General features: G+C 56.4%; 24 protein-coding genes. 10 read left to right on the top strand and 14 right to left on the bottom strand.

What is annotated here, in order from left to right:
* The first annotated feature begins 3 nt into the window (after window positions 1–3).
* A complete protein-coding gene (acnB, locus tag JT31_RS08435; protein WP_144244038.1) occupies window positions 4–2,601 on the top strand; it encodes a bifunctional aconitate hydratase 2/2-methylisocitrate dehydratase in 2,598 nt (865 codons plus the stop codon).
* Between the two features lie 212 nt (window positions 2,602–2,813).
* Window positions 2,814–3,176, top strand: coding sequence for a protein YacL (yacL, locus tag JT31_RS08430; RefSeq protein ID WP_038475512.1), 363 nt, complete (start codon window positions 2,814–2,816; stop codon window positions 3,174–3,176).
* Between the two features lie 37 nt (window positions 3,177–3,213).
* Here yacL and speD read toward each other — a convergent pair whose 3' ends face one another.
* The 3 genes from speD to JT31_RS08415 form a co-directional block, all read right to left on the bottom strand.
* Window positions 3,214–4,008, bottom strand: a complete 795-nt coding sequence (gene speD / locus JT31_RS08425; RefSeq protein ID WP_038475509.1) for an adenosylmethionine decarboxylase — start codon at window positions 4,006–4,008, stop codon at window positions 3,214–3,216.
* A 27-nt stretch (window positions 4,009–4,035) separates the two neighbouring features.
* A complete protein-coding gene (gene speE, locus JT31_RS08420) occupies window positions 4,036–4,890 on the bottom strand; it encodes a polyamine aminopropyltransferase (RefSeq protein ID WP_038475506.1) in 855 nt (284 codons plus the stop codon).
* A gap of 107 nt (window positions 4,891–4,997) precedes the next feature.
* The gene (locus tag JT31_RS08415; RefSeq protein WP_038475505.1) at window positions 4,998–5,345 is read right to left on the bottom strand and encodes a YacC family pilotin-like protein; all 348 of its coding nucleotides are present in this window, start codon (window positions 5,343–5,345) and stop codon (window positions 4,998–5,000) included.
* A 144-nt stretch (window positions 5,346–5,489) separates the two neighbouring features.
* Between JT31_RS08415 and cueO the strand changes: the two genes are divergently transcribed.
* The gene (gene cueO / locus JT31_RS08410) at window positions 5,490–7,082 is read left to right on the top strand and encodes a multicopper oxidase CueO (RefSeq protein WP_038475503.1); all 1,593 of its coding nucleotides are present in this window, start codon (window positions 5,490–5,492) and stop codon (window positions 7,080–7,082) included.
* Between the two features lie 49 nt (window positions 7,083–7,131).
* Here the strand turns inward: cueO and JT31_RS08405 are convergent, their stop codons facing one another.
* Window positions 7,132–9,537, bottom strand: a complete 2,406-nt coding sequence (locus JT31_RS08405; protein WP_052048988.1) for a glucose/quinate/shikimate family membrane-bound PQQ-dependent dehydrogenase — start codon at window positions 9,535–9,537, stop codon at window positions 7,132–7,134.
* A gap of 181 nt (window positions 9,538–9,718) precedes the next feature.
* Here JT31_RS08405 and hpt point away from each other — a divergent pair, with 181 nt between their 5' ends.
* Complete coding sequence (gene hpt / locus JT31_RS08400; protein ID WP_008461837.1) at window positions 9,719–10,255, top strand: hypoxanthine phosphoribosyltransferase; 537 nt, start codon at window positions 9,719–9,721, stop codon at window positions 10,253–10,255.
* Between the two features lie 61 nt (window positions 10,256–10,316).
* Here the strand turns inward: hpt and can are convergent, their stop codons facing one another.
* Window positions 10,317–10,997, bottom strand: coding sequence for a carbonate dehydratase (gene can / locus JT31_RS08395; RefSeq protein WP_038475498.1), 681 nt, complete (start codon window positions 10,995–10,997; stop codon window positions 10,317–10,319).
* Between the two features lie 97 nt (window positions 10,998–11,094).
* On the opposite strand from can, the gene JT31_RS08390 reads away from it, so the two are divergent.
* The 4 genes from JT31_RS08390 (at window position 11,095) to JT31_RS08375 (ending at window position 14,677) form a co-directional block, all read left to right on the top strand.
* Complete coding sequence (locus JT31_RS08390) at window positions 11,095–12,021, top strand: ABC transporter ATP-binding protein (protein ID WP_038475495.1); 927 nt, start codon at window positions 11,095–11,097, stop codon at window positions 12,019–12,021.
* Window positions 12,018–12,788: an ABC transporter permease gene (locus JT31_RS08385; protein ID WP_038475492.1), complete on the top strand. Its 771-nt coding sequence runs from the start codon at window positions 12,018–12,020 to the stop codon at window positions 12,786–12,788. The genes JT31_RS08390 and JT31_RS08385 overlap by 4 nt, the downstream gene beginning before the upstream one ends.
* A 114-nt stretch (window positions 12,789–12,902) precedes the next feature.
* Entirely contained in the window at window positions 12,903–13,334 is a 432-nt protein-coding gene (locus JT31_RS08380) for a PTS sugar transporter subunit IIA (protein ID WP_038475489.1), read from the top strand.
* 92 nt (window positions 13,335–13,426) lie between these two features.
* Window positions 13,427–14,677 (top strand): polysaccharide deacetylase family protein, encoded by a 1,251-nt coding sequence (locus JT31_RS08375; protein ID WP_038475486.1) that lies wholly within the window; start codon window positions 13,427–13,429, stop codon window positions 14,675–14,677.
* A 61-nt stretch (window positions 14,678–14,738) separates the two neighbouring features.
* On the opposite strand, the gene panD is transcribed toward JT31_RS08375, so the two are convergent.
* From panD to thpR, 9 genes are all read right to left on the bottom strand, one after another.
* Window positions 14,739–15,119: an aspartate 1-decarboxylase gene (gene panD, locus JT31_RS08370; RefSeq protein ID WP_008461846.1), complete on the bottom strand. Its 381-nt coding sequence runs from the start codon at window positions 15,117–15,119 to the stop codon at window positions 14,739–14,741.
* Between the two features lie 92 nt (window positions 15,120–15,211).
* A complete protein-coding gene (gene panC / locus JT31_RS08365) occupies window positions 15,212–16,066 on the bottom strand; it encodes a pantoate--beta-alanine ligase (RefSeq protein ID WP_038475481.1) in 855 nt (284 codons plus the stop codon).
* A 13-nt stretch (window positions 16,067–16,079) separates the two neighbouring features.
* Window positions 16,080–16,874: a 3-methyl-2-oxobutanoate hydroxymethyltransferase gene (gene panB, locus JT31_RS08360; RefSeq protein ID WP_038475479.1), complete on the bottom strand. Its 795-nt coding sequence runs from the start codon at window positions 16,872–16,874 to the stop codon at window positions 16,080–16,082.
* 44 nt (window positions 16,875–16,918) lie between these two features.
* A complete protein-coding gene (gene folK, locus JT31_RS08355; RefSeq protein ID WP_038475477.1) occupies window positions 16,919–17,398 on the bottom strand; it encodes a 2-amino-4-hydroxy-6-hydroxymethyldihydropteridine diphosphokinase in 480 nt (159 codons plus the stop codon).
* The gene (pcnB, locus tag JT31_RS08350) at window positions 17,395–18,795 is read right to left on the bottom strand and encodes a polynucleotide adenylyltransferase PcnB (RefSeq protein WP_235212930.1); all 1,401 of its coding nucleotides are present in this window, start codon (window positions 18,793–18,795) and stop codon (window positions 17,395–17,397) included. Before pcnB ends, folK begins: the two co-directional genes overlap by 4 nt.
* 56 nt (window positions 18,796–18,851) lie before the next feature.
* Window positions 18,852–19,736: a tRNA glutamyl-Q(34) synthetase GluQRS gene (gene gluQRS, locus JT31_RS08345; protein WP_038475476.1), complete on the bottom strand. Its 885-nt coding sequence runs from the start codon at window positions 19,734–19,736 to the stop codon at window positions 18,852–18,854.
* Window positions 19,737–19,808: 72 nt separating this feature from the next.
* Window positions 19,809–20,264, bottom strand: coding sequence for an RNA polymerase-binding protein DksA (dksA, locus tag JT31_RS08340; RefSeq protein WP_038475474.1), 456 nt, complete (start codon window positions 20,262–20,264; stop codon window positions 19,809–19,811).
* Between the two features lie 190 nt (window positions 20,265–20,454).
* Complete coding sequence (gene sfsA, locus JT31_RS08335; protein ID WP_038475472.1) at window positions 20,455–21,159, bottom strand: DNA/RNA nuclease SfsA; 705 nt, start codon at window positions 21,157–21,159, stop codon at window positions 20,455–20,457.
* Window positions 21,160–21,699 carry an RNA 2',3'-cyclic phosphodiesterase gene (gene thpR / locus JT31_RS08330; RefSeq protein WP_038475470.1) on the bottom strand — a complete coding sequence of 180 codons (540 nt, stop codon included), beginning with the start codon at window positions 21,697–21,699 and terminating at the stop codon, window positions 21,160–21,162. It lies immediately after the preceding gene.
* 73 nt (window positions 21,700–21,772) lie between these two features.
* Here thpR and hrpB point away from each other — a divergent pair, with 73 nt between their 5' ends.
* Window positions 21,773–24,208, top strand: a complete 2,436-nt coding sequence (gene hrpB / locus JT31_RS08325) for an ATP-dependent helicase HrpB (RefSeq protein ID WP_038482946.1) — start codon at window positions 21,773–21,775, stop codon at window positions 24,206–24,208.
* A 155-nt stretch (window positions 24,209–24,363) separates the two neighbouring features.
* Window positions 24,364–26,925: a bifunctional glycosyl transferase/transpeptidase gene (gene mrcB / locus JT31_RS08320; RefSeq protein WP_038475467.1), complete on the top strand. Its 2,562-nt coding sequence runs from the start codon at window positions 24,364–24,366 to the stop codon at window positions 26,923–26,925.
* The last annotated feature ends 68 nt before the right edge of the window (window positions 26,926–26,993 follow it).

The raw sequence follows: 26,993 nt of genomic DNA, 5'->3' as shown, positions 1-26,993 counted from the left end.
GTCGTGCTAGAAGAATACCGTAAGCACGTAGCTGAACGTGCCGCAGAAGGGATTGTTCCAAAACCCTTAGATGCCACCCAAATGGCCGCACTGGTTGAGCTGCTGAAAACCCCACCCGCAGGTGAAGAAGCATTCCTGTTAGATCTGATTACTAACCGTGTACCGCCGGGCGTTGATGAAGCCGCCTACGTGAAAGCAGGTTTCCTTGCTGCCATTGCCAAAGGCGATGCCACTTCCCCGCTGATCTCCCCTGAAAAAGCCATTGAACTGCTGGGCACCATGCAGGGTGGCTACAACATTCATCCGCTGATTGACGCGCTGGATAACGAAAAGCTGGCGCCGATTGCCGCCAAAGCGCTGTCCCACACGCTCCTGATGTTCGATAACTTCTACGACGTAGAAGAGAAAGCCAAAGCGGGCAACACCTACGCTCAGCAGGTACTGAAGTCCTGGTCCGAAGCCGAGTGGTTCCTGTCTCGCCCTAAACTGGCCGAGAAAATCACCGTTACCGTCTTTAAGGTCACCGGCGAAACCAACACCGATGACCTGTCTCCTGCGCCGGACGCCTGGTCCCGCCCGGACATCCCGCTGCACGCCCTGGCGATGCTGAAAAATGCCCGCGAAGGCATCGAGCCGGATCAGGCTGGCGCTATTGGCCCGATCAAGCAGATCGAAGCGTTGCAGAAGAAAGGTTTCCCGCTGGCCTACGTGGGCGACGTTGTGGGCACCGGTTCTTCCCGTAAATCCGCCACCAACTCCGTGCTGTGGTTTATGGGCGACGACATCCCGAACGTGCCGAACAAGCGCGGCGGCGGCGTCGTGCTCGGCGGGAAAATTGCGCCAATCTTCTTTAACACCATGGAAGATGCCGGTGCACTGCCGATCGAAGTTGACGTAAATGACCTGAATATGGGCGATGTTATCGACATTTACCCGTACAAAGGCGAAGTGCGTAATCACGACACCGACGCGGTAATCGCCAACTTTGAACTGAAAACCGACGTGCTGCTGGACGAAGTCCGCGCCGGCGGCCGTATTCCGCTGATCATCGGCCGTGGCCTGACGACCAAAGCGCGTGAAGCGCTGAGCCTGCCGCACAGCGAAGTCTTCGTTCAGGCGAAAGACGTTGCTGCCAGCACCCGTGGTTACTCGCTGGCGCAGAAAATGGTTGGCCGCGCCTGTGGCGTAGATGGCGTGCGCCCTGGCGCTTACTGCGAGCCGAAGATGACTTCCGTAGGCTCCCAGGACACCACCGGCCCAATGACCCGTGATGAGCTGAAAGACCTGGCTTGCCTTGGCTTCTCCGCTGACCTGGTGATGCAGTCCTTCTGTCACACCGCCGCTTATCCGAAGCCGGTTGACGTGACGACTCACCACACTCTGCCTGATTTCATTATGAACCGTGGCGGCGTGTCTCTGCGTCCGGGCGATGGCGTCATTCACTCGTGGCTGAACCGCATGCTGCTGCCGGATACCGTTGGCACCGGCGGTGACTCCCACACCCGTTTCCCTATCGGGATTTCATTCCCAGCGGGTTCTGGCCTGGTGGCGTTTGCCGCCGCGACCGGCGTTATGCCTCTGGATATGCCGGAGTCCGTGCTGGTTCGCTTTAAAGGCAAAATGCAGCCGGGTATTACCCTGCGTGATTTGGTGCATGCTATTCCGCTGTACGCTATCAAGCAGGGCCTGCTGACCGTCGAGAAGAAAGGGAAGAAAAACATCTTCTCTGGCCGCATCCTGGAAATCGAAGGTCTGCCAACGCTTAAAGTTGAGCAGGCGTTTGAGCTGACCGATGCTTCCGCTGAGCGTTCCGCCGCAGGTTGTACCATTAAGCTGGATCGCGAGCCGATCGAAGAGTATCTGAACTCCAACATCGTGCTGTTGAAATGGATGATTGCCGAAGGTTACGGCGACCGTCGTACGCTTGAGCGTCGTATTCAGGGCATGGAAAAATGGCTGGCCGATCCACAGCTGATGGAAGCCGACGCTGACGCAGAATACGCGGCAGTGATCGACATCGATCTGAACGATATCAAAGAACCTATCCTCTGCGCGCCAAATGACCCGGACGATGCTCGTCTGCTGTCCGACGTTGCCGGTGAGAAGATTGATGAAGTGTTTATCGGTTCCTGCATGACCAACATCGGCCACTTCCGTGCTGCCGGTAAGCTGCTGGACAGCCACAAAGGTCAGCTGCCAACCCGCCTGTGGGTGGCTCCGCCAACCCGTATGGATGCGGCTCAACTGACCGAAGAAGGTTATTACAGCGTGTTCGGTAAGAGCGGGGCGCGTATCGAAATTCCAGGCTGCTCCCTGTGCATGGGTAACCAGGCTCGCGTGGCGGATGGGGCAACCGTGGTATCGACCTCGACCCGTAACTTCCCGAACCGTTTGGGCACCGGGGCGAACGTCTTCCTGGCGTCCGCAGAGCTGGCGGCAGTCGCTTCCCTGCTGGGTAAACTGCCAACCCCTGATGAATACCAGACCTTCATGGCTCAGGTTGATAAAACGGCGGTGGATACCTACCGCTACCTGAACTTTGACCAGCTTTCTCAGTACACCGAGAAGGCTGACGGCGTTATCTTCCAGACTGCGGTATAAACAGCAAAACCGTCTCTGAAGAGACGGTTTTTAGCGTTTGCATCCTCTCCTACGGGAGAGGGACGGGTGAGGGCATCAGACCGCAGGGTCCCGCTCTCACCTTTTTATTTCTCGGCCTTGTACTCGCCCCGCTGTTTTCCCCCAACTTTGCTGCGATAATTAAGCCTGTAAGCGTGGGTGAGGATTTCCCCCGCGATGTAGAGGAAACAGCGATGGACTATGAATTTCTGCGTGACATCACCGGCGTGGTGAAGGTGCGTATGTCGATGGGGCACGAGGTTGTCGGCCACTGGTTTAATGAAGAAGTGAAGGGCAATCTGGCGCTTCTGGATGAAGTCGAGCAGGCCGTGCTCTCGGTGAAAGGCAGCGAACGTCAGTGGCAGCGTGCCGGGCATGAATATACCCTGTGGCTGGACGAAGAAGAGGTGATCGTCCGTGCCAATCAGCTGGAAATCTCCGGCGATGAGATAGAAGAGGGGATGAGCTATTACGACGAAGAAAGCCTCTCTTTTTGCGGCGTAGAGGATTTTCTTCAGGTGGTTAACGCTTACCGGGAATTCCTGCAGCAGCGTTGAGTAACGTGGAGCCCCGGGCGCTCCACGTCATCAAGATTTATACAGCCGGAATGTTGCGGCCGTAGTAGATTTCGCGCATCTCTTTCCACAGCAGGTCGGCGATCGTTTTTCGTTCTTCGGCACTCAACTCCTCAGGTTTGACGTTAAACAGGTAGTGTTTGAGGTCAAACTCTTTCAGCAACATCTTGGTATGGAAGATGTTCTCCTGGTACACGTTGACGTCCACCATGTCGTACAGCGCCTTCATATCGTCGGACATAAAGTTCTGAATTGAGTTTATCTCGTGGTCGATGAAATGCTTCAGGCCGTTCACATCGCGGGTAAAGCCGCGTACGCGATAGTCGATGGTCACGATATCGCTTTCTAGCTGGTGAATCAGGTAATTGAGCGCGTTCAGCGGAGAAATCACCCCGCAGGTCGACACTTCTATATCGGCCCTGAAGGTGCACAGGCCGCCTTCAGGATGGCTTTCCGGATAGGTGTGAACGCAGATATGGCTTTTATCAAGATGGGCGACAATCGCGTCCGGCAGCGGGCCTGGATGTTCTGACTGGTCGATACTCTGCGGGTCGACGGGCTCCTCACTCACCAGAATAGTGACGCTGGCACCCTGCGGCTCATAATCCTGACGGGCGATGTTCAGGATATTGGCGCCGATGATGGAGCAGGTTTCGCTGAGGATTTCCGTCAGGCGGTTAGCGTTATACAGCTCGTCGATATAGGCGATGTAGCCGTCACGCTCATCGGCGGTTTTGGCATAGCAGATATCGTAGATACAAAAACTCAGGCTTTTGGTCAGGTTGTTAAAGCCGTGCAGTTTCAGTTTTTTCAATTTTTTATCGTCTCCAGAGGGCGGCTGTCAGGACAGCGCATCCAGCAAATACTGCGGAAGCGCAAACGCGGCCGTGTGGACTGCAGGGGTATAGTAGCGGCAGGAAATGCCGGCTTTATGAAAGCGTGCCTGAATGATTTCGCTCGATAAGTGACGAAGCGCCGGGTTATCGGTTGCCCATGCAAAGGTCATGATGCCGCCAAAATAGGTCGGTATAGCCGCCTGGTAAAAGCTGACGTCGCCAAAGTAGTGGCCCAGCTTGCGGTGGCTGTCGATGGCTTCATCCTGCTGCAGGAAGCAAACGCCGTTCTGGGCAACGAAGACCCCGCCAGGATTCAGGCAGCGCTTGCAGCCCTGATAAAAATCAGAGGTGAACAGGCTTTCTCCCGGCCCGATAGGATCGGTGCAGTCTGAGATAATCACATCGAAGGTCTGGGTGGTCTGGTTAACAAAGTTGACGCCGTCGTTGATAACCAGCGTAAAACGCGGGTCGTCATAGCTGCCGGCATTATGGTTCGGTAAATACTGGCGGCAGAAGGCCACAACGCCAGCATCGATCTCCACCATGGTTATCGTCTTCACGCCGCGATGTCGGCAAACCTCACGCAGCATTGCGCCGTCGCCGCCGCCGATAATCAGCACGTGCTCCGCCTGGCCGTGCGCCAGCAGCGGAACGTGGGTCATCATCTCATGGTAGATAAACTCATCGCGCTCGGTGGTTTGCACCACGCCGTCCAGCGCCATCACCCGGCCGAAAGCCGCATTTTCAAAGATGATCAGATCCTGGTGGTCGGTTTTTTCGTGGTAAAGGACGTTGTCGATGGCAAAGTACTGGCCAAACTTGTCATGTAGCGTTTCCTGCCACACGGTTGGATGGGTCATCGGGGATGCCTCCTCTGTTAACACCGTTGTAAATCCGGCGTAACATGATAGCCAACATTGACCGTGGGTGCACGGTCAACATTTCAGCATCGGCGAGAGAGGGAAGGTTACTTGACGTAGGCCAGCAGGCTTAAGGAGTCCCTTGCCAGAGATTTGCATTTTGTTGCAGTGGGAATAGCGATACCGCTCAAATCTTTATAGCTGTCTTCACCCAGCGCTTTCATGTTCCAGCTATCGTAATTAGTGAGATCCCATTGATTTTGCTGGGCAAAAAACACCAGAGCGCGTCGGATCTGGCCGTTCGGGAGATTTTGGTAGCCACAATCATTTTTTAAGAACACAAACACCGCAGTCAGATCGGCCATATCCTCTGCTTCAGACTCGCTTAGCGCCAGGCTGCTGGTAGAAAAAGCCAGCAATACGCCCAGTAATAACGCCCTAACTCCCATCTTCATCACGTCTACCACTTTTTCTCAGATACGAAACGTTAACACAGTTAAAAGGGCGTCGACGATATTTATTATGAGCGTAAAACTTGACCTTACCGTTAGGGAAAGGTTTATGCTCGCCACCAAGTATGCCAACGAAAGGAACTGACTATGCATCGCCGTAATTTTTTGAAATATACCGCGGCACTCGGGGCTTTCAGCGCGCTGCCACTCTGGAGCCGTACCGTGCTGGCGGCCGATCGTCCGGCGTTGCCTGTCCCGCCTTTGCTTGCCCCTGATGCTAAAAATAGCATCAGTCTCAGCGTTAATGCAGGAAAGAGCGTTTTTGCCGGTAAAACGGCTACAACCTGGGGCTACAACGGTTCGCTGCTAGGCCCGGCGCTCAGGCTGACTCAGGGCGAAGCGGTCACGGTTGATATCCATAATAACCTGGCAGAAGAAACTACCGTGCACTGGCATGGGCTTGAAGTCGGCGGTGAGGTTGACGGCGGCCCACAGGGCGTTATCGCGGCGGGTGCAAAGCGGAGCGTGACTTTTACGCCGCAGCAGCGGGCGGCGACCTGCTGGTTCCACCCGCATCAGCATGGCAAAACCGGGCATCAGGTTGCCATGGGGCTTGGCGGGCTGGTGCTGATTGAGGATAACGAAAGCGCTCAGTTAATGCTGCCGAAGCAGTGGGGAATTGATGATATTCCGCTGATTATCCAGGACAAACGTTTCGGTAAAGACGGCGAGATTGACTACCAGCTGGACGTCATGAGCGCGGCCGTAGGCTGGTTCGGCGATACGCTATTGTGCAACGGTGCCGTTTATCCGCAGCATTCCAATCCGCGCGGCTGGCTGCGTCTGCGCTTGCTTAACGGCTGCAATGCCCGCTCTCTGAATATTGCCGCCAGCGATAATCGTCCTCTCTATGTTATTGCCAGCGACGGCGGGCTGCTGGCCGAGCCGGTAAAAGTCACCGAGCTGGAATTGCTGATGGGCGAACGGTTTGAAGTGCTGGTGGATACCCGTGACGGCAAGCCATTTGATATCGTCACCCTGCCGGTGAAGCAAATGGGCATGACCGTGGCGCCATTTGATAAGCCAGCGCCGATTGTTCACATCCAGCCGCTGATCATCGCTGCCTCCGGTACGTTGCCTGACAAGCTGGTCAACGTGCCTGCGCTACCGTCGCTGGAGGGCGTGACGGAACGCTGGCTGCAGCTGATGATGGATCCGATGCTCGACATGATGGGGATGCAGGCGTTGATGGATAAATACGGCATGCAGGCTATGGCAGGCATGTCGATGGACGGCCACGGCAGTATGGGCAATATGGATCATGGCAACATGAAAAATATGGACCACGGCAGTATGGGAAATATGAACCACGGTGGCATGAGCCACGGGTTTGATTTCCACAACGCGAACAAAATCAATGGTAAAGCCTTTGATATGGCAACTCCGGCGTTTGCTGCGCAAAAGGGGAAGTACGAGAAATGGACGATATCAGGGGAAGGCGACATGATGCTCCACCCGTTCCATATTCACGGTACCCAGTTCCGCATTCTGTCAGAGAACGGCAGGCCGGTGGCGGCACATCGTCAGGGCTGGAAAGACACGGTGAAGGTGGAAGGCGCGCGCAGCGAAGTGCTGGTGAAGTTCGATCATGCCGCACCGAAGGAAGCGGCCTATATGGCGCACTGCCATCTTTTGGAGCATGAAGATACCGGGATGATGCTCGGTTTTACCGTCGCGTAAAAGCAAGAGCGGGTGGCCTGAGCCACCCGCAATGCGTTACAGCAATGAGTTACTTCGCGTCGTCCGGTAGAGCGTACGCCACGATATAATCACCCATCTTGGTGCCGAAGGAGCCATGGCCGCCTGCGGAAATCACCACGTACTGCTTACCGTTAACTTCATACGTCATCGGCGTAGCCTGCCCACCTGCTGGCAGACGCGCTTCCCACAGCTGTTTCCCGTCACGCATATCAAACGCGCGCAGGTAGTTATCTGCGGTTGCGCCAATGAACATCACGTTACCAGCGGTGGAGATTGGGCCACCCAGCATCGGCATCCCCATGCGGAATTTCATTGGGATCCCGGTTGGGAACGGCATGCTGTCTTCCACGGTACCAATGCGTTTCTTCCACACGATCTCGTTGGTTTTCAGGTCAACGCCGGAGATGTAGCCCCAGGCTGGTTGTTTACACGGCAGGCCGAGCGGCGACAGGAACGGGTTCAGCGTGACGCCATACGGCACGCCGTACTGCGGCTGAACGCCGGATTCAGTGCCTGAACCTTTGGCGTCTTTTGGCGGCTCCATTGGGTTGCCAGGGCCACGTGGAATCAGCTTAGACACGAACGGCAGCGCCATTGGGTTGGTCATCGCGACCTGGTTATTCGGGTCAACGGAAATCCCGCCCCACTCGAACATGCCCAGGTTACCCGGGAAGACCAGCGTTCCTTTCTCTGAAGGCGGGGTAAAGATGCCTTCATAGCGCATGCTGTGGAACATCACTCGGCACACCAGCTGGTCAAACATGGTTGCGCCCCACATATCCGCGCCGCTCAGATCTTTCTTCGGACGGAAGGTCAGCTCGGAGAACGGCTGAGTAGGGGAAACATGGTCACCTTTAGCGGCGCCCTGCGGGACCGGTTGTTCCGGCGCAGGAACCACTAACTTACCGTCGCGACGATCCAGCACGAAGATATTGCCGGTTTTGGCCGGAGCGTAGACTACCGGAACCTTATTGCCGCTCTTGTCGGTGATGTCGGCAAGGGTTGGCTGGGCAGGCATGTCCATATCCCACAGGTCGTGGTGTACGGTCTGATAGGACCAGGCCAGCTTACCGGTGGTGGCATTCAGCGCCACAATGCTGCTGGCGTAACGCTCCTGCTCAGGCGTGCGGTTGCCGCCCCAGATGTCCGGCGTAGTCACGCCCATCGGCAGATAAACCAGATCCAGTTTTGCGTCATAAGCCGCCGGAGCCCACGAGTTCGGGGAGTTCAGCGTGTAATGATGCCCGTCATCCGGGATAGCGTTTGGATCTTTCGCGCCTGGGTCAAACGCCCACAGCAGTTTACCGGTGTTAACGTCAAAACCACGTATCACGCCGGAAGGTTCGCGAGTGGAAAAGTTATCGGTCACCGCCCCGGCAATCACAATCACCTTGTCGGTCACGATAGGCGGTGAAGTCGGCTCATACATCCCTGGCGTGGTCACCGGCTGATTGGTTTGCAGGTTCAGGATGCCTTTGTTCGCAAAGCTCTCACACAGCTTGCCGGTGTCGGCATTAAGAGCAAACAAGCGACCGTCGTTCACCGGCAGAATAATGCGGCGAGGACAGTCGGCCACAACGTCCGCAGAGGCGTTGTCTGCGGTGGCCTCGTGGTAAGAAACTCCCCGGCAGGTCACGTGCTGGAACGAAGGATCGGTATTTAACTGAGGGTCAAACTTCCACTTCTCTTTCCCGGTAGACGCATCCAGCGCGAACAGCTGCTGGTGCGCGGTACACAGGTAAAGCATGTCCCGAATTTTGATCGGGGTGACTTCGTTGGTGATTTCGCCCGGGTCGGTAGCACGCTTCACGTCGCCGGTCTGGAAGCGCCAGGCTTCCTTCAGCTGGCCCACGTTTTGGGTGGTGATCTGCTTGAGCGGAGAGAAACGCTGCCCTTCCTGATTGCGGCCATAAGCTGGCCAGTCGGCATCAGGAATTGAAGACCCGGCGGCAGCGGCGGTGTTATCCAACTGCAGCGTACCGTTGATCTCTTGCGGGTCGTTAAAGCCCGCCCAGACCAGCACAACGGCGGTAATCAACAGGGAAACCACCAGCGATGCCGCCGCGCCGCTTGCTGGAATTACCAGGCGGCGAGACACAAACGGCAGCAGAAGCCAGACGCCGAAGAACACCAGCACGTCGCAGCGTGGCGTCAGCGCCCAGAAGTCGAAGCCGACTTCCCAGACGCCCCAGGCCATAGTACACAGTAGCAGGGCTGCGTAGAGCCAAAGCGCAGAGGCTTTGCTTTTCCACAGCAGCCAGGCGACGCCGAGCATCACCAGGCCGGCGATCGGGTAATACCACGACCCGCCGATAGCCACTAACCATATCCCGCCAAAGAGTAAATAGAGCCCGCAAAGAACGGCAAAGAGGGCTGAGAGGGTCACAAATAGTTGCGATCCGGTTTTATTTGTATTCACAATTATCACACTCATAAAGGTTTGATAGCATTTAATTATAGTTATTAACAAGTGTGATGGTTGTCACATTTATGGCTTTTTTTTGAAGTGCGGATGTGAAGGCCATTTGCTGGTATACTCCTCGCCTCAATATTTTGTGTTGGCTGCAGGTTCACCAGCATTAAATGATTTGTTTTTAAATCATATGGTTAGATATATGAAACATACTGTTGAAGTGATGATCCCGGAAGCGGAGATCAAAGCCCGTGTTGCTGAACTGGGTCGTCAAATCACCGAACACTATCGCGACAGCGGCAGTGATATGGTGCTGGTAGGTCTGCTGCGCGGTTCATTTATGTTTATGGCGGATCTGTGCCGTGAAGTGCAGGTATCCCACGAAGTCGATTTTATGACCGCCTCCAGCTACGGCAGCGGCATGTCCACCACTCGTGACGTAAAAATCCTCAAAGACCTGGATGAAGACATTCGCGGGAAAGACGTGCTGATCGTCGAAGACATTATCGACTCCGGCAATACCCTGAGCAAAGTGCGTGAAATCCTGAGCCTGCGCGAGCCAAAATCTCTGGCCATTTGTACGCTGCTGGACAAACCAACCCGCCGCGAAGTGAACGTTAACGTTGAATACGTTGGTTTCTCTATTCCGGACGAGTTCGTTGTGGGCTACGGCATCGACTACGCCCAGCGCTATCGCCACCTGCCGTTCGTCGGCAAAGTGGTTATGCTCGACGAGTAAAAGTCGCTAGCTAACAAAAAAGGGCCTTAAGGGCCCTTTTTGCTATCCACTTTTGCCGGGATTACTGCGAAGCTGCGCGATTCCGGTGGCTATGGTGGGTATTTTTCAGATTGGAAATCCCGCTGCGGTAACCCTGCTCAAGCGACTCACGGCTGGTGGCCGTCACTTCGAGGTCGCGCAGGCGTCCGTCGTGAATCCCATAGACCCAGCCGTGAACCGTGACTTTCTGGCCGCGTTTCCAGGCAGACTGCATGATGGTGGAATGGCCGATGTTGTACACCTGCTCCATGACGTTCAGTTCACAGAGCGTATCCATCCGCTGTTCCGGTGCCAGTTCCCCTAAGAGCGAACTATGCTTGAACCACAGGTCGCGAATGTGCAGCAGCCAGTTGTTAATTAAGCCCAGCTCCGGGTTCTCTACCGCAGCCTGCACGCCGCCGCATCCGTAGTGACCGCAAATAATAATGTGCTCAACTTCAAGCACGTCTACGGCGTACTGCACAACGGAAAGGCAGTTCAGGTCGGTATGAACAACCAGGTTTGCCACGTTGCGGTGAACGAAGAGTTCGCCTGGTTCCAGGCCGGTAAGGCGTTCAGCGGGAACGCGGCTGTCGGAGCAGCCAATCCAGAGAAAGCGGGGTTTTTGTGCCTGGGCAAGCCTTTCGAAGAAACCGGGGTCTTCCTCAACCAGCATTTTTGACCAAAGTTCATTATTGCTGATAAGGGAATCAATATCTTTCATGTGAGGTTAACGCCTGTCACCCGAGAAGTGCGATGGGGTAATATAGGGTAACTCAACGAATTTTCAAACAAGTACCGAATAAGGTAAGCGAATATCCATGACAATTGCATTGGAACTGGAACAGTTAACGAAAACCTATCACGGTGGCGTCCAGGCGCTGCGCGGCATAGATCTTCGTGTTGAGGCGGGCGATTTTTATGCGCTGCTCGGCCCTAACGGTGCGGGCAAATCCACCACTATCGGCATCATCAGCTCGCTGGTGAATAAAACCTCCGGCCGCGTGCGGGTGTTTGGTTACGACCTGCAAAAAGACGTGGTTAACGCCAAGCGCCAGCTCGGCCTGGTCCCGCAGGAATTCAACTTCAACCCGTTTGAGACGGTGCAGCAGATAGTCGTGCATCAGGCGGGCTACTACGGCGTTGAGCGCAGCGAAGCGATAGCGCGTAGTGAAAAGTATTTAAAACAGCTCGATCTGTGGGAAAAACGCAACGAACGTGCCCGTATGCTTTCCGGTGGGATGAAGCGCCGCCTGATGATTGCTCGCGCGCTGATGCACGAGCCAAAGCTGCTGATTCTGGATGAACCAACCGCTGGCGTAGACATTGAACTTCGCCGCTCAATGTGGGGGTTCCTGAAAGATCTTAACGATAAAGGCACCACCATTATTCTGACCACCCACTATCTGGAAGAGGCCGAAATGCTGTGCCGCAACATCGGCATTATCCAGCGCGGTGAACTGGTAGAGAACACTTCGATGAAATCGCTGCTTTCCAAGCTGAAATCAGAAACCTTCATCCTGGATCTGGCGCCGAAGAGCCCATTGCCTAAGCTGGATGGCTATCAGTATCGCCTGGTAGACACCTCCACGCTTGAGGTGGAAGTACTGCGGGAGCAGGGGATTAACAGCGTGTTCAGCCAGCTCAGCGCGCAGGGTATCCAGGTGCAAAGTATGCGTAACAAAGCTAACCGTCTCGAAGAGCTGTTCGTGACGCTGGTAAACGGTAAACAAGGGGATCGGTCATGATGCAGCTGTACTGGGTGGCGCTGAAAAGCATTTGGACCAAAGAGGTTCACCGCTTCGCCCGTATCTGGATCCAGACGCTGGTTCCGCCGGTCATCACCATGACCCTGTACTTCATTATCTTCGGCAACCTGATTGGTTCGCGTATCGGCGAAATGCACGGCTTCACCTATATGCAGTTTATCGTACCGGGCCTGATCATGATGGCGGTGATCACCAACGCTTACGCCAACGTCGCTTCGTCATTCTTTAGCGCCAAGTTCCAGCGCAACATTGAAGAGCTGCTGGTGGCGCCGGTGCCGACGCACGTGATTATCGCGGGTTATGTCGGCGGCGGCGTTGCGCGCGGGCTGTGTGTGGGCGTGCTGGTGACGGCGGTGTCGCTGTTCTTCGTGCCGTTCCAGGTGCATTCCTGGCTGTTCGTGGCGCTGACGCTGGTACTGACGGCGGTATTATTCTCGCTGGCCGGCCTGCTGAACGCGGTCTTCGCCAAAACCTTTGATGACATCAGCCTGATCCCGACCTTCGTGCTGACGCCGCTGACCTATCTGGGTGGGGTATTTTACTCCCTGACCCTGCTGCCGCCGTTCTGGCAGGCGCTGTCGCACCTGAACCCGATTGTTTACATGATCAGCGGCTTCCGCTTTGGTTTCCTGGGCATTACCGATGTGCCGCTGGTGACCACCGTTGGGGTGCTGGCCATCTTTATCGTCGTGTTTTACCTGCTGTGCTGGTATCTCATCCAGCGCGGTCGCGGTCTGCGTACCTGATACTCCCGTCTGAATCCCCCTCTTTAGGGGGATTTTTTTACTCCATATTGATGCGCATCAGGCTACTTATTCGACGTTCTGGCACACTGTCGCTCCATTAAAAGGAGATGCTTTATGCTGGGTTGGGTCATTGCCGGACATGACGACTACGCACAAAAGATGCTGGATGCCATCGAGCAGCGTTTTGGCCCGCAGTCGCAGTGCAGTGCGGTTAATTTCTGGGAAGGATTAAGCACCAATATGCTGAGCCGGATGATGTGCGATGCGCTCCACCATTGCGACTCGGGCGACGGCGTCATTTTTCTGACCGACATTACCGGTGAAGCGCCGTATCGGACCGCAGCGCTGATGAACCATAAGCATGAGCACTGCGAAGTCATCTCTGGCGTGACGCTTCCGCTGCTGTTAGTCATGCTGGAACAGCGTGAAAACGTCACCAGCGAGGCGTTTCGCCGGCTCATTGTGGAGCAAGGTGGGGAAGGGGTAACCAGCCTCTGGCATCAGCAGCAAAAGAATCCGCCCTTCGTATTGCTGCACAGATATTGAGGGCATTTATCTATTCAGGTTGGTATTCACTCAGCTTTTGCTAAAATAATGAATTCCTTCCGTCTTCCCGACAAAAAACTGACTAATTTGCCATGTTAACTCGCCTCGTTTATTGCGTCATGCTGGTCATCAGCATCGGTACCGCCCAGGCCAGCCTGCTCAGTAGCCACGACACGCCCGCCCAATATATGCAAACCACTGAAGATGCCGACATCTGGGCGCAGGTGGGGGATAGCGTGATTTCCGTCGGCAGAATTGGGCAGGGCCAGATCCTGGCCGTCGTGCCAACGGTGGCGGATTACTATGAATTTAACTTTGGCTTCGGTACCGGGTTTATCGACAAGGCGCATCTTGGCCCGGTAAAGGGTAAGCAGCGGGTGGAAGACCGGCTGGGCGATCTTAATAAGCCGTTGAGTAACCAAAACCTGATAACCTTCCGCGATGTGGCTATCTATAACGAGCCCGTCACCTCTTCAGCGGTGTTTGGCACCCTGGCGGATAATCTTCGCTACCCGATCATCGGCAAGCTGAAAGATCGCCTGAACCAGACCTGGTATCAGATTCGCATCGGTAACCGCCTGGGCTACGTCAGCAGCCTGGACGCACAGCCCGATAACGGCATTCCGGTCCTGACCTATCATCATATTCTGCGTGATGAGGAAAATACCCGTTTCCGCCACACCTCCACTACGACTTCGGTGGTTGCCTTCAGCAACCAGATGACCTGGCTACGCGATATGGGCTACACCACGCTGACGATGTACCAGCTTGAAGGCTATGTGCGTAACCGAATGAACCTCCCGGCTCGTTCGGTGGTCATCACCTTTGATGACGGCCTGAAGTCGGTTTATCGCTACGCGTTTCCGATTCTCAAGCAGTACGACTTCAAAGCGACGGCTTACATTATCTCGTCACGGATCAAGCGCCATCCGCAGCCGTGGAACCCAAAATCGCTACAGTTTATGAGCATTTCCGAGCTGGAGGCGATCCAAAGCGTCTTTGATATCCAGTCGCATACCCATTTCCTGCACCGTGTCGATAACTATCGCCGCCCGATCCTTCTGAGCCGCAGTTATCACAATATTCTGTTTGATTTTGAGCACTCGCGCCGCGCGCTGTCGCAGTTCAATCCGCACGTGCTTTACCTGTCCTATCCGTTTGGCGGCTATAACGATACCGCGGTGAAAGCGGCGAATGACGCAGGTTTCCATATGGCGGTTACGACGGTGCGTGGCAAGGTGAAGCCGGGCGATAACCCGTTCTTGCTGAAGCGGCTTTATATTATGAGGACGGATTCGCTGGAGACGATGTCGAGGACGATTACCAATCAGCCTGAGGCGTGAGCTAAAGTGGGGTCGTTCGATACCCTCTCCCAAGTGGGAGAGGGTTAGGGCGGGGGGATTATTACGCTACCTGAACCGGCACCGCTTTCGCGAGACGTTTCATCTCATTCTCACCGTCAAAGTAGGCTACTTTTGGCTGCCAGCTGCGTGCCTGTTCGTCCGGCATGGTGACGTAGCTGGCGATAATCAGAATGTCACCGACGTCAGCACAGTGTGCCGCCGCGCCGTTAACGGAGATGATTTTAGAGCCACGTTCACCGGCGATAGCGTAGGTAGAGAAACGCTTCCCGTTGGTGACGTTGTAGATGTCGATGGCTTCATATTCCAGAATGCCTGCCGCCTCAAGGAAGTCCTGATCGATGGCGCAGGAGCCTTCGTAATGCAAGTCCGCCTGAGTCACTTTGACGCGGTGTAACTTGCCTTGCAGCATGGTGCGAATCATAAACTTGAACCTTTGTTACTGGGCTTAAAAAGCGCTGAGATCCTCAGCGCCGTGGATATTCGAGGCAGTATTGCCCTTTTTATTTAGGCTGTCTACTGCGCCAAATCGACGGTAACGTTATCAATCAGTCGCGCCTGACCAAGCCAGGCTGCCATCAGGATCACCGCGCTTTTGCTTTCTGGCGACAGCTCCAGAAGCGTGTCTGCGTCACGGATTTGCAGGTCGTCTGAACGGAAGCCTTTTTCGTTTAGTTCGGTCGCCGCAAGGATCAACATCTCTTCGGTATCACGATCGCCGCTGCGCAGCTTGTCGGCAAGATTGTTCATTACTTTGCTTAAGCCTGGGGCGATTTTACGCTGGTCGGCGGTCAGATAACCATTGCGGGAGCTGAGCGCCAGGCCGTCTTTAGCGCGCACGGTAGGCACGCCGACGATCTCAATGTCATAGCCCATATCGGCAACCATCTTACGGATCAGCGCCAGCTGCTGATAATCCTTCTGGCCGAAGCAGGCAACGTCGGGCTGAACCAGGTTGAACAGCTTGCTGACGATGGTGGACACGCCACGGAAATGCCCAGGACGACTGGCACCTTCCAGCATGGTGGAGATCCCCGGCACATCCACAAAGGTTTGCGTGTCGAGGCCCTGCGGATAAACATCCACCGGCGCAGGCGCGAAGACCATATCCACCTTGCGGCGGTTCAGCTTCTCGCAGTCTTCCTGCAGCGTGCGCGGGTAGCGGGCTAAATCGTCAGGCCTGTCAAACTGCATCGGATTGACGAAAATACTGACCACTACCACATCGGCAACGGCTTTGGCTTCTTCAACCAGCGTCATATGCCCATCGTGCAGGTTGCCCATGGTCGGCACCAGGGCGATGCGCTTGCCTTCCTGGCGCCAGCGGCGAATCTGCTGACGCAGCAGCGGTAACGTTTCGATAATCAGCACAACCTATCTCCTGTCAGTAGAAACTGTGTTCGTTGCCCGGATAGCTGCCGGACTCGACTTCATTAATGTACTGGCGCACCGCGGCACGAATATCACCGGTCTCAGCAAGGAAATTCTTCGCAAATTTAGGAATGTGGCCGCCGGTTATCCCGAAGGCATCATGCATCACCAGAATTTGCCCGTCCGTGACGTTGCCCGCGCCAATGCCAATCACCGGGATAGAAAGGGCTTCGGTAACGCGTTTTGCCAGTTCCACCGGCACGCATTCCAGCACCAACAGCTGGGCACCAGCAGCTTCCAGCGCCAGGGCGTCGTCCAGCAGCGTTTGAGCCGCCTGTTCGTCGCGGCCCTGCACTTTATAACCGCCGAAAATGTTCACTGACTGCGGGGTGAGTCCAAGGTGGCCACAGACCGGGACAGCGCGTTCGGTCAGCATTTTCACCGTCTCAGCCAGCCAGCGTCCGCCCTCGATTTTCACCATGTTGGCCCCGGCGCGCATCACCTCTGCGGAATTGGCAAATGCCTGCTCCGGCGTGGCGTAGGCCATAAACGGCAGGTCGGCCAGCAGCAGGCAATTTGGTGCACCGCGGCGAACCGCCCGGGTGTGGTAGGCAATGTCTTCCACCGTGACCGGCAGCGTGGAGTCGTGGCCCTGAACCGTCATGCCCAGTGAATCGCCAACCAACAATACGCCAATGCCTTCGTCAGCAAACAGCCTGGCGAAGCTAAAGTCATAGGCGGTAAGGGTGGCGAATTTCTTTTTGTCCTGCTTGAGCTTACGCAGGGTGGAGGTGGTAGTGGGTTTCATCATCATCCCCGGAGAAAGGTTTGAACAGGATACGGGCGCGCTGTTTACCAGCGGGTGATGCCCTCCAGAGAGAGGCGAACCAGTATCTCAGCAACAGATTGCCCGTCAGGAAAGCGGCATTCAGGTGCTATTTCCAGTAGCGGAACCAGCATAAACGCACGGTTCTTCATATCGTAATGGGGCACGGTCAGACGGTCGGTGTGCATCACCTCATCGCCAAACAGCATAAGATCGAGATCTAACGTACGCGGTCCCCAGCGATCTTCTTTGCGAACGCGGCCATGTTCAAGTTCGATACGTTGAGTATGGTCTAACAGGGCTTCGGCGGACAGGTCGGTATCAAGAACCACGGCAGCATTCAGATAATCTGGCTGATCCTGCGGGCCCAGCGGGGGAGTGCGGTAAAACGAAGAAGTTGCCACCATTCGGCTTTGTGGAATGGCGGCAAGGGCGTCAAGAGCTGAAGAAACCTGCTCCAGCGGTGACGCCTGGTTACTGCCCAGCGCGATATACGCGAGGGTCATGCGCTGCCTTCGCGGCGTGGCGCACGTTTGCGCGGGCGACGCGTCCGGCGGCGCGCGGCGGGTTCATCGCCAAGGTCGTTCAGCATATCTTTTTGCATTGGCGGTGCCGCCACCTGGAATTCGCCCCACCATTTGGTCAGACGCAGCAGTTCCTGGTTGTTCTCAACCTCTGCACGCAGCGCCAGCAGATCGTAAGACGCACGGAATTTAGGATGCTCCATCAGCTTCCAGGCGCGTTTGCCCTGACGGCGCGACAGACGAAGCTGCAGGCCCCAGATATCACGTACCAGCGTGGTGATGCGTTTTGGGATCGCCAGCGCACGGCAGGCTTCATCCAGCACTTCATTCATCGCCAGCGCAAAGGCATCGTAGTAGGCGAGGCCGCTTTCCTGGGCTATTTTCTGCGCCATTTCCAGCTGCGGATACCAGAACATTGCCGCGAACAGGAACGCCGGATTCACGCGCATATCGTTGTGAATGCGGTTATCGGTATTCTTCAGCACCAGCGCAATAATGCGCTCCATTGGGCTGTCGCCCTGCTCGGTAAAATAGCGGGAGATGATTGGGAACAGCGGCTGGAACAGCTGATACTCACGCAATAGCTGGTAAGTTTCAAAACCGTATCCGGCCTGCAGGAGTTTGAGCGACTCTTCAAATAAGCGCGCCGCTGGCACATCGTTAAGCAGCGTCGCCAGGCGAGGAATCGGCTCGCCGCTTTCCGGGCTGATAGTCATGTTCAGCTTGGCCGCAAAGCGCACCGCACGCAGCATACGCACCGGGTCTTCGCGGTAGCGCGTTTCCGGATCGCCAATCAGGCGGATGATGCCTTTGTTCAGGTCGTTCAGGCCGCCGACGTAGTCGCGTACCGAGAAATCGGCCACGCTGTAGTAAAGGCTGTTGATGGTGAAGTCGCGACGCTGGGCATCTTCTTCGATAGAACCAAAGATGTTGTCACGCAGCAGCATACCGTTCTGGCCGCGCTGCGAGGTCTGACGGTCGTCGGACTGCTGTTCTTCATGGTGACCACGGAAGGTGGCCACTTCGATGATCTCCGGCCCAAACATCACGTGAGCCAGACGGAAGCGGCGGCCGACCAGGCGGCAGTTACGGAACAGCTTACGCACCTGATCCGGGGTCGCGCTGGTGGTGACGTCGAAATCTTTCGGTTTTTTGCCCAGCAGCAGGTCGCGGACACCGCCGCCGACGAGGTAAGCCTCGTAGCCTGCTTTGTTCAAACGGTAAAGCACCTTGAGGGCATTTTCACTGATATCTTTGCGGGAAATAGCGTGCTGATCGCGCGGGATAACAGTAATGTGCGGGAGAATTTCATTCTCCTCGACCACGACGTCATCGCGGTTAAGCACCTTGCGGCAAAAATTAGCGACTCGGGTAAAAATAGTCCACCTCGGCAGTGTCAATCATAGGGACAAAAAAAACAGCGGCTAATCATAGCTCAGTGCGGGGCATTTGAGAATGATGTATTCACCGGCACCTTATCAAGCGACCAGTTAACCCCGGCTTGTTCGAGCAGGCTTTCCAGCGTCAGATCCTGCCAGTCGCCCGCTACTTGTTGATTTAAAAAGCGCAGCGCTTCTACCAGTAAAGGGCGAGGATCGCCCTGCGGCAGCGCCGGCGCGTGATTCTGTTTCGATAGCTTAGCGCCTTGATCATTCAGCGCCAGCGGCAGATGAATATAGCCCGGGGCGGGCCAGCCAAATTGCTGATACAGCGAGATTTGTCTTACCGTTGGCTCAATCAGGTCCGCGCCGCGCACGATTTCCGTCACGCCCTGAAAATGGTCGTCGACGACGACAGCCAGATTATAGGCGAACAGGCCGTCGCGGCGGTGAATGATGAAATCTTCCCGCGCCAGAGCAACGTCCGCGTTCAGCTGCCCGCGCAGGCCGTCATGAAAGCTGAGCACCGGATTGTTTTGCATCAGCCGCATCGCCGCATTTTGCGGCCCGTGGCCCAACGTCCGGCAATGGCCGTCGTAGAAACCGCCAATCTGCTGAATACGGCTCCGGGTGCAGGTGCAGTAATAGCTCAGCCCCTGCTGCTGGAGCCACTCCAGCGCGGCGCGATAGGCGTCGTGGCGCTGAGACTGCCACAGCACTTCGCCATCCCAGTGCAGCCCATAGTGCTCAAGCTGTTTGAGGATGGTGTCGGCGGCGCCAGGGACTTCACGGGGAGGATCGATATCTTCGATGCGTACCAGCCAGCGGCCCTGCTGCGAGCGAGCCTGGAGGTAGCTGCCGAGGGCGGCTATCAGTGAGCCAAAATGCAGTTCACCGGAAGGTGAAGGGGCAAAACGGCCAATATAGAGTTGAGCTGACATGTTTTCGGGGAGCAATAAAGTAATATGGCGGGAGAGTCTCCCGCCATAGAGGTCTGGCATTTCCGAGAGCCGTTAGCCGGCCATCTGTTTTTCGCGGATTTCTGCCAACGTTTTGCAGTCGATACACAAATCAGCCGTCGGACGTGCTTCAAGGCGACGAATGCCGATTTCTACACCGCAGGATTCGCAGTAGCCGAAATCTTCGTCTTCCACTTTCTTGAGCGTTTTTTCGATCTTTTTGATCAGCTTGCGTTCACGATCGCGGTTACGCAATTCGAGGCTGAACTCTTCTTCCTGGGCTGCACGGTCAACCGGGTCCGGGAAGTTAGCTGCTTCATCCTGCATATGCGAAACGGTGCGATCTACCTCGTCCATGAGCTGATTACGCCATGCTTCAAGAATGCGCTTGAAGTGCGACAGCTGGGCTTCGTTCATGTACTCTTCGCCCGTTTTCTCCTGGTATGGCTCCACCCCAGCGATGGCGAGAATACTCAGGGACGATGTTTTACGCTTTTGCCCTTCTTGCATGTTGTTTCTCCTTAACACGCACTTATCGGTCCCCTGTCGGGGTAAAATCAGGCCGCTATAAATAGCAGATGCTTTTCAGGATGGCAATTATATAAACTCCTCTCTTGACAACCGTGTGAAGAAAAGCTTATTTGCGAAACGACCCGACTATAAAAAAGACAATACGTTATCTGTCCTTAACCAGATGCTTTCATAAATAGACAGGCAACGGCGTAGTTAGAGTCATCCCTTCGGCAGAAAGTTCTGCCTTCCAGGCGATAATTTCAACCCCACACTGCTGCGCCTCGGTTAACAGCCGCGCATACTTTTCATCAATGTGGCGGGCTGGCGAGACGCTATTTATAGCAGAATGCAATACCGCAAACAGTAGCACCGCGCGCTCTCCTTGCTGAACCACATTCATTAACTCTCTTAAATGCTTCTGACCCCGCAGGCTAACGGCATCGGGAAAATAGCCTTTATCCTGCTCAAGTAACGTGACTGATTTCACTTCAATATAGCAGTTAACCTTGTTACTCGCTTGTAACATAAAGTCAATTCGACTGCGTTCTTCACCGTATTTAACTTCGGCCTGTATCGCGCTATAGCCCGTAAGTTCTGCGGGAGGAACCGTCGTCAGCATCTCTTTGACCAGCGCGTTCGCACGTAACGTATTGACGCAAATTATCTCACCCTTTTGCGTCTGCGTAAGCTCCCATGTATGGGGGTATTTACGCGTTGCGCTGGCGGAAGTGGAGTACCAGACGGTATCACCGGGAGTGGCGCAGCCGGTCATTGCGCCGGTATTAGGGCAATGCAGCGTCATGGTTTCGCCCTCGGCGGTTACTACGTCAGCCAGAAAGCGTTTATAGCGTTTGATGAGGGTGGCGGGCTGCAGTGCGGGTGAAAATTCCATCTACTCTTCCTTATTAGTCAGCGGCCAGTTTTCTAGCACCTGATAGCGGGTTCTTCCCCGTTCAAAAAGGGATTCGTACAGTGAAAACTCATTGACCTGGAACTGCCAGCTGAAGCCCGGCGCCGGGAGCGCGGCGGAACGAAGGGCGCTGCGGTACAGCGTGACGTGAGGATGAAACGGCTGCGGAGACTGGTAGCAGCCGCTGCGTGCGGCCTGGGAGCGTAACATATTGGCCAGCTGCAATAAGCCGCGCGGAGCCTGGCGCGGGCCCAGCCAGACGACGCTTGAGCGTAACCACTGCCCGGCATCATCCAGACGCAGGGTAAAGCCAGGCTGGCGAATACGGCCCGCGAGTCGGCAAAGCGCCTGACGCTTTTCGTCGGAAACATCCCCTAAAAACGCCAGCGTGAGGTGCAGATTGGCCGCGGCGACCGGGCGGCCAGCATCCGGCGGAAACTCGGCTGCACGCCAGTGGATAATCTGCTGCTGAACCTCGGACGGTAACGTCAGGGCAAAAAACAGGCGACGACTCTCGGCCATGGTTGTCTCTCGGTTATGGTTTGGCGGGATGCTACAATGCGCGACTGCTGATGTTAACCCTTTGGAGCCGTTTGTGTCCTCATTACCGGTTGCGGCCGTACTGCCGGAAGTGCTGAAAGCGCTCGAGTATGCCCCGCAAATTTTGCTCAATGCCCCTACCGGCGCTGGTAAATCTACCTGGCTGCCGCTGCAAATCCTTCAGCAGAGTAAGCTGGAAGGCCGCATTTTGCTGCTTGAACCTCGTCGCCTTGCCGCGCGCAACGTTGCTCAAAGGCTGGCCGAATTATTGGGGGAAAAACCGGGCGAAACCGTCGGTTACCGGATGCGTGCCGACAGTTGCGTGGGGCCGAATACTCGCCTCGAGGTCGTTACCGAAGGGATTTTAACGCGGCTGATCCAACAGGATCCCGAGCTGAGCGGCATTGGGCTTGTGATCCTCGATGAGTTCCACGAGCGAAGCCTGCAGGCCGATCTTGCCCTGGCCCTGCTGCTGGACGTGCAGGCCGGGCTGCGCGATGACCTTAAGATCCTGATTATGTCCGCGACGCTGGACAATCAACGCCTGCAGCAATGCCTGCCGGATGCGCCGGTCATTACCTCCGAGGGCAGGGCTTTCCCGGTTGAGCGTCGCTACATGGCGCTGCCGGCACATCAGCGCTTTGATGAAGCCGTAGCGAGCGCCGTGGCGGGATTGATGCGTGAAGAATCCGGATCGCTGCTGCTGTTTTTACCCGGCGTGGGTGAAATTCAGCGCGTGCAGGAGCAGCTCAGAGAGCGCGTGACAAGCGACGTTCAGCTTTGCCCGCTGTACGGCGCGTTGCCCCTGAGCGAGCAGCGTAAGGCAATTCTGCCCGCCGCTGCGGGAACGCGTAAGGTGGTTCTGGCGACTAACATTGCTGAGACCAGCCTGACTATCGAAGGGATCCGCCTGGTGGTGGATGCGGCCCAGGAGCGCGTCGCGCGTTTTGATGCCCGCACCGGGCTGACTCGCCTGGTAACCCAGCGCGTGAGCCAGGCTTCTATGACCCAGCGGGCAGGGCGCGCCGGGCGTCTGGAGCCGGGTATTTGTCTGCACCTGATTGCCGCCGAACAGGCTGAACGTGCGGCGGCGCAAAGCGAACCGGAAATCTTACAAAGCGATCTGTCCGGCCTGCTGCTGGAGCTGCTGCAGTGGGGCTGTCAGGATGTGCGTCAGCTGACCTGGCTTGATGTTCCGCCGGACGTAAACCTGACGGCCGCCAGCCGTCTCCTGCATCAGCTAGGCGCCGTGGACGAGCAGCATCGGTTAACCGCGCAAGGGCAAAAAATGGCGCAGATGGGCAACGACCCGCGCCTCGCCTCAATGCTGGTGACGGCAAAAACGGCGGATGAGCAGGCCACCGCCGCATGGCTTGCGGCGATCCTCGAAGAGCCGCCGCGTACTCAGGGCGGCGGTGATTTGCGGTCTCTTTTCGACAGCAGGAACGGCAACTGGCGGCAGAGAGCCACTCAGTTACTGAAAAGAATGAACGGGCGAGGCGGCGAGCCGGATATCTCGCTGGTTATGCCGCTGCTGGCCAGCGGATTTGCCGATCGTATCGCCCGGCGGCGTGGGGCTGAAGGTCGCTATCAGCTGGCGAACGGGATGGGCGCTATGCTGGAGCAGGACGACGCCATGACGCGGCATGAATGGCTGATTGCCCCTCTGCTGCTGCAGGGCAGCCAGTCGCCGGATGCCCGTATCCTGCTTGCGCTGCCGCTGGATGTTGAAGAGCTTGTCGCGCGCATGCCGCACCTGCTGACGGAAAGTGATTCGGTGGAGTGGGATGAAGAGCGGGGATCGTTAAAAGCGTATCGCCGTCGGCAAATCGGCAGGCTGGTGGTGAAAACCCAGCTGTTAGCGAAGCCTTCAGAAGAAGAAATGCAGCAGGCGATCTTAAACGGGATCCGTGAGCGCGGGCTTGGGCTGCTCGAGTGGTCGGTTTCGGCTCAGCAATTGCGTTTACGCCTGGCCTGTGCCGCTCGCTGGCTGCCGGAGCAGAAGTGGCCGGCGGTAGACGATGAATCGCTGCTGGCAACGCTCGAAGACTGGCTGCTGCCGGAAATGCGCGGCGTGCACTCGCTGCGGGCGCTGAAAAATATCGACCTTAGCCGGGCGCTAAGCAACTTGCTTGCCTGGCCGATGCGTCAACGTCTGGATAGTGCCCTGCCAACTCATTACACTGTGCCGACCGGAAGCCAGATTGCGATTCGCTACGACAGCGAAAATCCGCCGGTGCTGGCGGTGCGTATTCAGGAAATGTTTGGTGAAGCCCAAACGCCCTGCATTGCCGAGGGGCGCGTTCCGCTGGTGCTTGAGCTATTATCTCCGGCGCAGCGGCCGCTGCAGATAACTCGTGATTTAACGGCGTTCTGGAACGGGGCCTGGCGTGAAGTACAAAAAGAGATGAAGGGGCGCTACCCAAAACATGTCTGGCCGGACGATCCGGCGAATACCGCGCCGACCCGGCGCACGAAGAAGTATTCCTGAGAGCGCCAACCCACTCCTAAAGGGAGAGGGAGCAAACATGAAAAGACATTCCTGATAAGAATGTCTGGCTGTTTTTTTGAGAGATTTCTTCTTTCGCATTGCGCGGAAGAACGGAGAATCGGGCCTTTGCGCCTGAACTTTTGTGGAGAAGATGCATGGCGGGGAATGACCGCGAGCCTATTGGACGTAAAGGAAAACCAACGCGTCCGGCGAAAGAGAAGGTGAGCCGTCGTCGACTCAAGGAAGAGGATTACGACGACGAGTACGAAGACGATGACTACGAAGACGAGGAACCAATGCCGCCGCGTAAGGGAAAAGGTAAGGGGAAAGGATCGGGCCGCCCGTCGAAAAAACGCCGTTTCTTCTGGCTGTTGGTGAAGCTGGCGATCATCTTCTTTGTGGTGCTGGTTATTTACGGCGTGTACCTCGATCAGCAGATCCGCAGCCGTATTGACGGCAAAGTCTGGCAGCTTCCGGCGGCGGTCTACGGCCGCATGGTGAACCTTGAGCCGGATATGCCTTACAGCAAAGCGGAGATGGTAAAGCTGCTGGAAGCGACTCAGTATCGGCAGGTGTCGAGCATGACGCGTCCGGGCGAGTTCACCGTGCAGGGGAACAACATCGAGCTGATTCGCCGTCCGTTTGACTTCCCGGATGGTAAAGAAGGGCAGATTCGCGCGCGCCTGGTGTTTGACGGTGGCCACCTGGAATCTATCCAGAACATGGATAATAACCGCAGCTTCGGGATCTTCCGCCTCGACCCGCGCCTGATAACCATGCTCTCTTCGCCAAACGGCGAGCAGCGCCTGTTCGTGCCGCGCTCCGGTTTCCCGGATCTGCTGGTAGACACGCTTATCGCCACCGAAGACCGTCATTTCTATGAGCACGACGGGATCAGCATTTACTCCATTGGCCGCGCCGTTGTCGCTAACCTGACGGCCGGGCGTGCGGTGCAGGGCGGCAGTACGCTGACTCAGCAACTGGTGAAAAACCTCTTCCTGAGCAACCAGCGCACGCTGTGGCGTAAGGCTAACGAAGCCTACATGGCACTGATCATGGACGCCCGCTACGACAAAGATCGCATCCTTGAGCTGTATCTGAACGAGGTATACCTCGGCCAGAGCGGCGACGATCAGATTCGTGGCTTCCCGCTGGCAAGCCTTTATTACTTCGGCCGTCCGGTGGAAGAGCTTAGCCTCGACCAGCAGGCGCTGCTGGTGGGCATGGTTAAGGGCGCGTCGCTCTATAACCCGTGGCGTAATCCGAAGCTGGCGCTTGAACGCCGTAACCTGGTCCTGCGCCTGCTGCAGGAACAAAAGGTTATCGATCAGGAGCTGTATGACATGCTGAGCGCTCGTCCTCTGGGCGTGCAGCCTCGCGGGGGCGTTATTTCCCCACAGCCAGCCTTTATGCAGATGGTGCGTCAGGAGCTTCAGGACAAGCTGGGCGACAAGGTGAAAGACCTGTCCGGCGTGAAGATCTTCACCACCTTTGACTCCGTGTCTCAGGATGCGGCGGAAAAAGCGGTGACCGAAGGCGTGCCGGTGCTGCGTGCTTCCCGTAAGCTGAACGATCTGGAAGCGGCAATGGTCATTGTTGACCGCTTTACCGGTGAAGTTCGGGCGGTTGTCGGCGGGGCTGAGCCTCAGTTTGCCGGCTTTAACCGTGCGCTGCAGGCTCGTCGTTCGATTGGCTCGCTGGCAAAACCGGCCACTTATCTGACGGCGCTGAGCCAGCCGGATAAATTCCGCCTGAATACCTGGCTTGCCGATGCCCCGGTTGGGATCAAGCTGTCGAATGGCCAGGTGTGGTCGCCGCAGAACGATAACCATCAGTATAGCGGGCAGGTGATGCTGGTTGATGCGCTAACGCGCTCGATGAACGTCCCGACCGTTAACCTCGGGATGACGCTTGGCTTACCGGCTATTACCGATACCTGGACCAAGCTTGGGGTGCCAAAAGATCAGCTTAGTCCGGTGCCGGCGATGATCCTGGGGGCGCTGAACCTGACGCCTATCCAGGTCGCGCAGGCGTTCCAGACTATCGCCAGCGGCGGTAACCGCGCTACGCTCTCCGCGCTGCGTTCGGTGATTGCCGAAGACGGTACCGTGCTGTACCAGAGCTTCCCGCAGGCGGAACAGGCAGTGCCTGCGCAGGCGGCTTACCTGACGCTGTTTGGTATGCAGCAGGTGGTGGCTCGCGGTACGGGGCGTGCGCTGGGCGGGAAGTACCCGAACCTGCACCTGGCGGGGAAAACCGGCACCACCAACAACAACGTCGATACCTGGTTTGCCGGCATTGACGGTCGTGAAGTGACCATTACCTGGGTCGGCCGCGATAACAACCAGCCGACCAAGCTGTATGGCGCCAGCGGGGCGATGTCGCTGTATCAGCGTTATCTGGCGAACCAGTCACCGATCCCGCTGGATCTGACTCAGCCGGAAGATATCGTTGATATGAGCGTGAACGGTGCGGGCTACTTCCAGTGCAGCGGCGGTGGCGATCGCGTTCTGCCGGTCTGGACGACGAACCCGAGTGCGCTCTGCCAGCAGAGCCAGCAGGAAGAGCAGTCTGCTAATCCGTTCAGCCAGGCTCCAGCAGGCCAGCAGCCGCAGCAACAACCGCAGCAGCAGCCTCAGCAGCAGCAACAACCCGCTCAGGAACAGAAAAGCGACGGCGTTGCGGGCTGGATTAAGGATATGTTCGGCAGTAATTAAGTTTAACTTCAACCTAAACCTCTCCCCGAAACGGGAGAGGTTTTTTTTCGCCTTATTGCCCGCGATAA

The organism is Cedecea neteri (genome assembly GCF_000757825.1).
In the GTDB taxonomy this organism is placed as follows: domain Bacteria; phylum Pseudomonadota; class Gammaproteobacteria; order Enterobacterales; family Enterobacteriaceae; genus Cedecea; species Cedecea selenatireducens.
This window is presented reverse-complemented; position numbering and strand designations above follow the sequence as displayed.

Coding starts and splice junctions, on each gene's coding strand:
- JT31_RS08385 (WP_038475492.1), top strand. CDS start 12,018: ATGATGCAGCTGTACTGGGTGGCGCTGAAAAGCATTTGGACCAAAGAG.
- cueO (WP_038475503.1), top strand. CDS start 5,490: ATGCATCGCCGTAATTTTTTGAAATATACCGCGGCACTCGGGGCTTTC.
- yacL (WP_038475512.1), top strand. CDS start 2,814: ATGGACTATGAATTTCTGCGTGACATCACCGGCGTGGTGAAGGTGCGT.
- speE (WP_038475506.1), bottom strand. CDS start 4,890: ATGACCCATCCAACCGTGTGGCAGGAAACGCTACATGACAAGTTTGGC.
- JT31_RS08415 (WP_038475505.1), bottom strand. CDS start 5,345: ATGAAGATGGGAGTTAGGGCGTTATTACTGGGCGTATTGCTGGCTTTT.
- JT31_RS08390 (WP_038475495.1), top strand. CDS start 11,095: ATGACAATTGCATTGGAACTGGAACAGTTAACGAAAACCTATCACGGT.
- JT31_RS08375 (WP_038475486.1), top strand. CDS start 13,427: ATGTTAACTCGCCTCGTTTATTGCGTCATGCTGGTCATCAGCATCGGT.
- JT31_RS08405 (WP_052048988.1), bottom strand. CDS start 9,537: ATGAGTGTGATAATTGTGAATACAAATAAAACCGGATCGCAACTATTT.
- panB (WP_038475479.1), bottom strand. CDS start 16,874: ATGAAACCCACTACCACCTCCACCCTGCGTAAGCTCAAGCAGGACAAA.
- mrcB (WP_038475467.1), top strand. CDS start 24,364: ATGGCGGGGAATGACCGCGAGCCTATTGGACGTAAAGGAAAACCAACG.
- JT31_RS08380 (WP_038475489.1), top strand. CDS start 12,903: ATGCTGGGTTGGGTCATTGCCGGACATGACGACTACGCACAAAAGATG.
- panD (WP_008461846.1), bottom strand. CDS start 15,119: ATGATTCGCACCATGCTGCAAGGCAAGTTACACCGCGTCAAAGTGACT.
- folK (WP_038475477.1), bottom strand. CDS start 17,398: ATGACCCTCGCGTATATCGCGCTGGGCAGTAACCAGGCGTCACCGCTG.
- thpR (WP_038475470.1), bottom strand. CDS start 21,699: ATGGCCGAGAGTCGTCGCCTGTTTTTTGCCCTGACGTTACCGTCCGAG.
- can (WP_038475498.1), bottom strand. CDS start 10,997: ATGAAAGATATTGATTCCCTTATCAGCAATAATGAACTTTGGTCAAAA.
- gluQRS (WP_038475476.1), bottom strand. CDS start 19,736: ATGTCAGCTCAACTCTATATTGGCCGTTTTGCCCCTTCACCTTCCGGT.
- sfsA (WP_038475472.1), bottom strand. CDS start 21,159: ATGGAATTTTCACCCGCACTGCAGCCCGCCACCCTCATCAAACGCTAT.
- dksA (WP_038475474.1), bottom strand. CDS start 20,264: ATGCAAGAAGGGCAAAAGCGTAAAACATCGTCCCTGAGTATTCTCGCC.
- hpt (WP_008461837.1), top strand. CDS start 9,719: ATGAAACATACTGTTGAAGTGATGATCCCGGAAGCGGAGATCAAAGCC.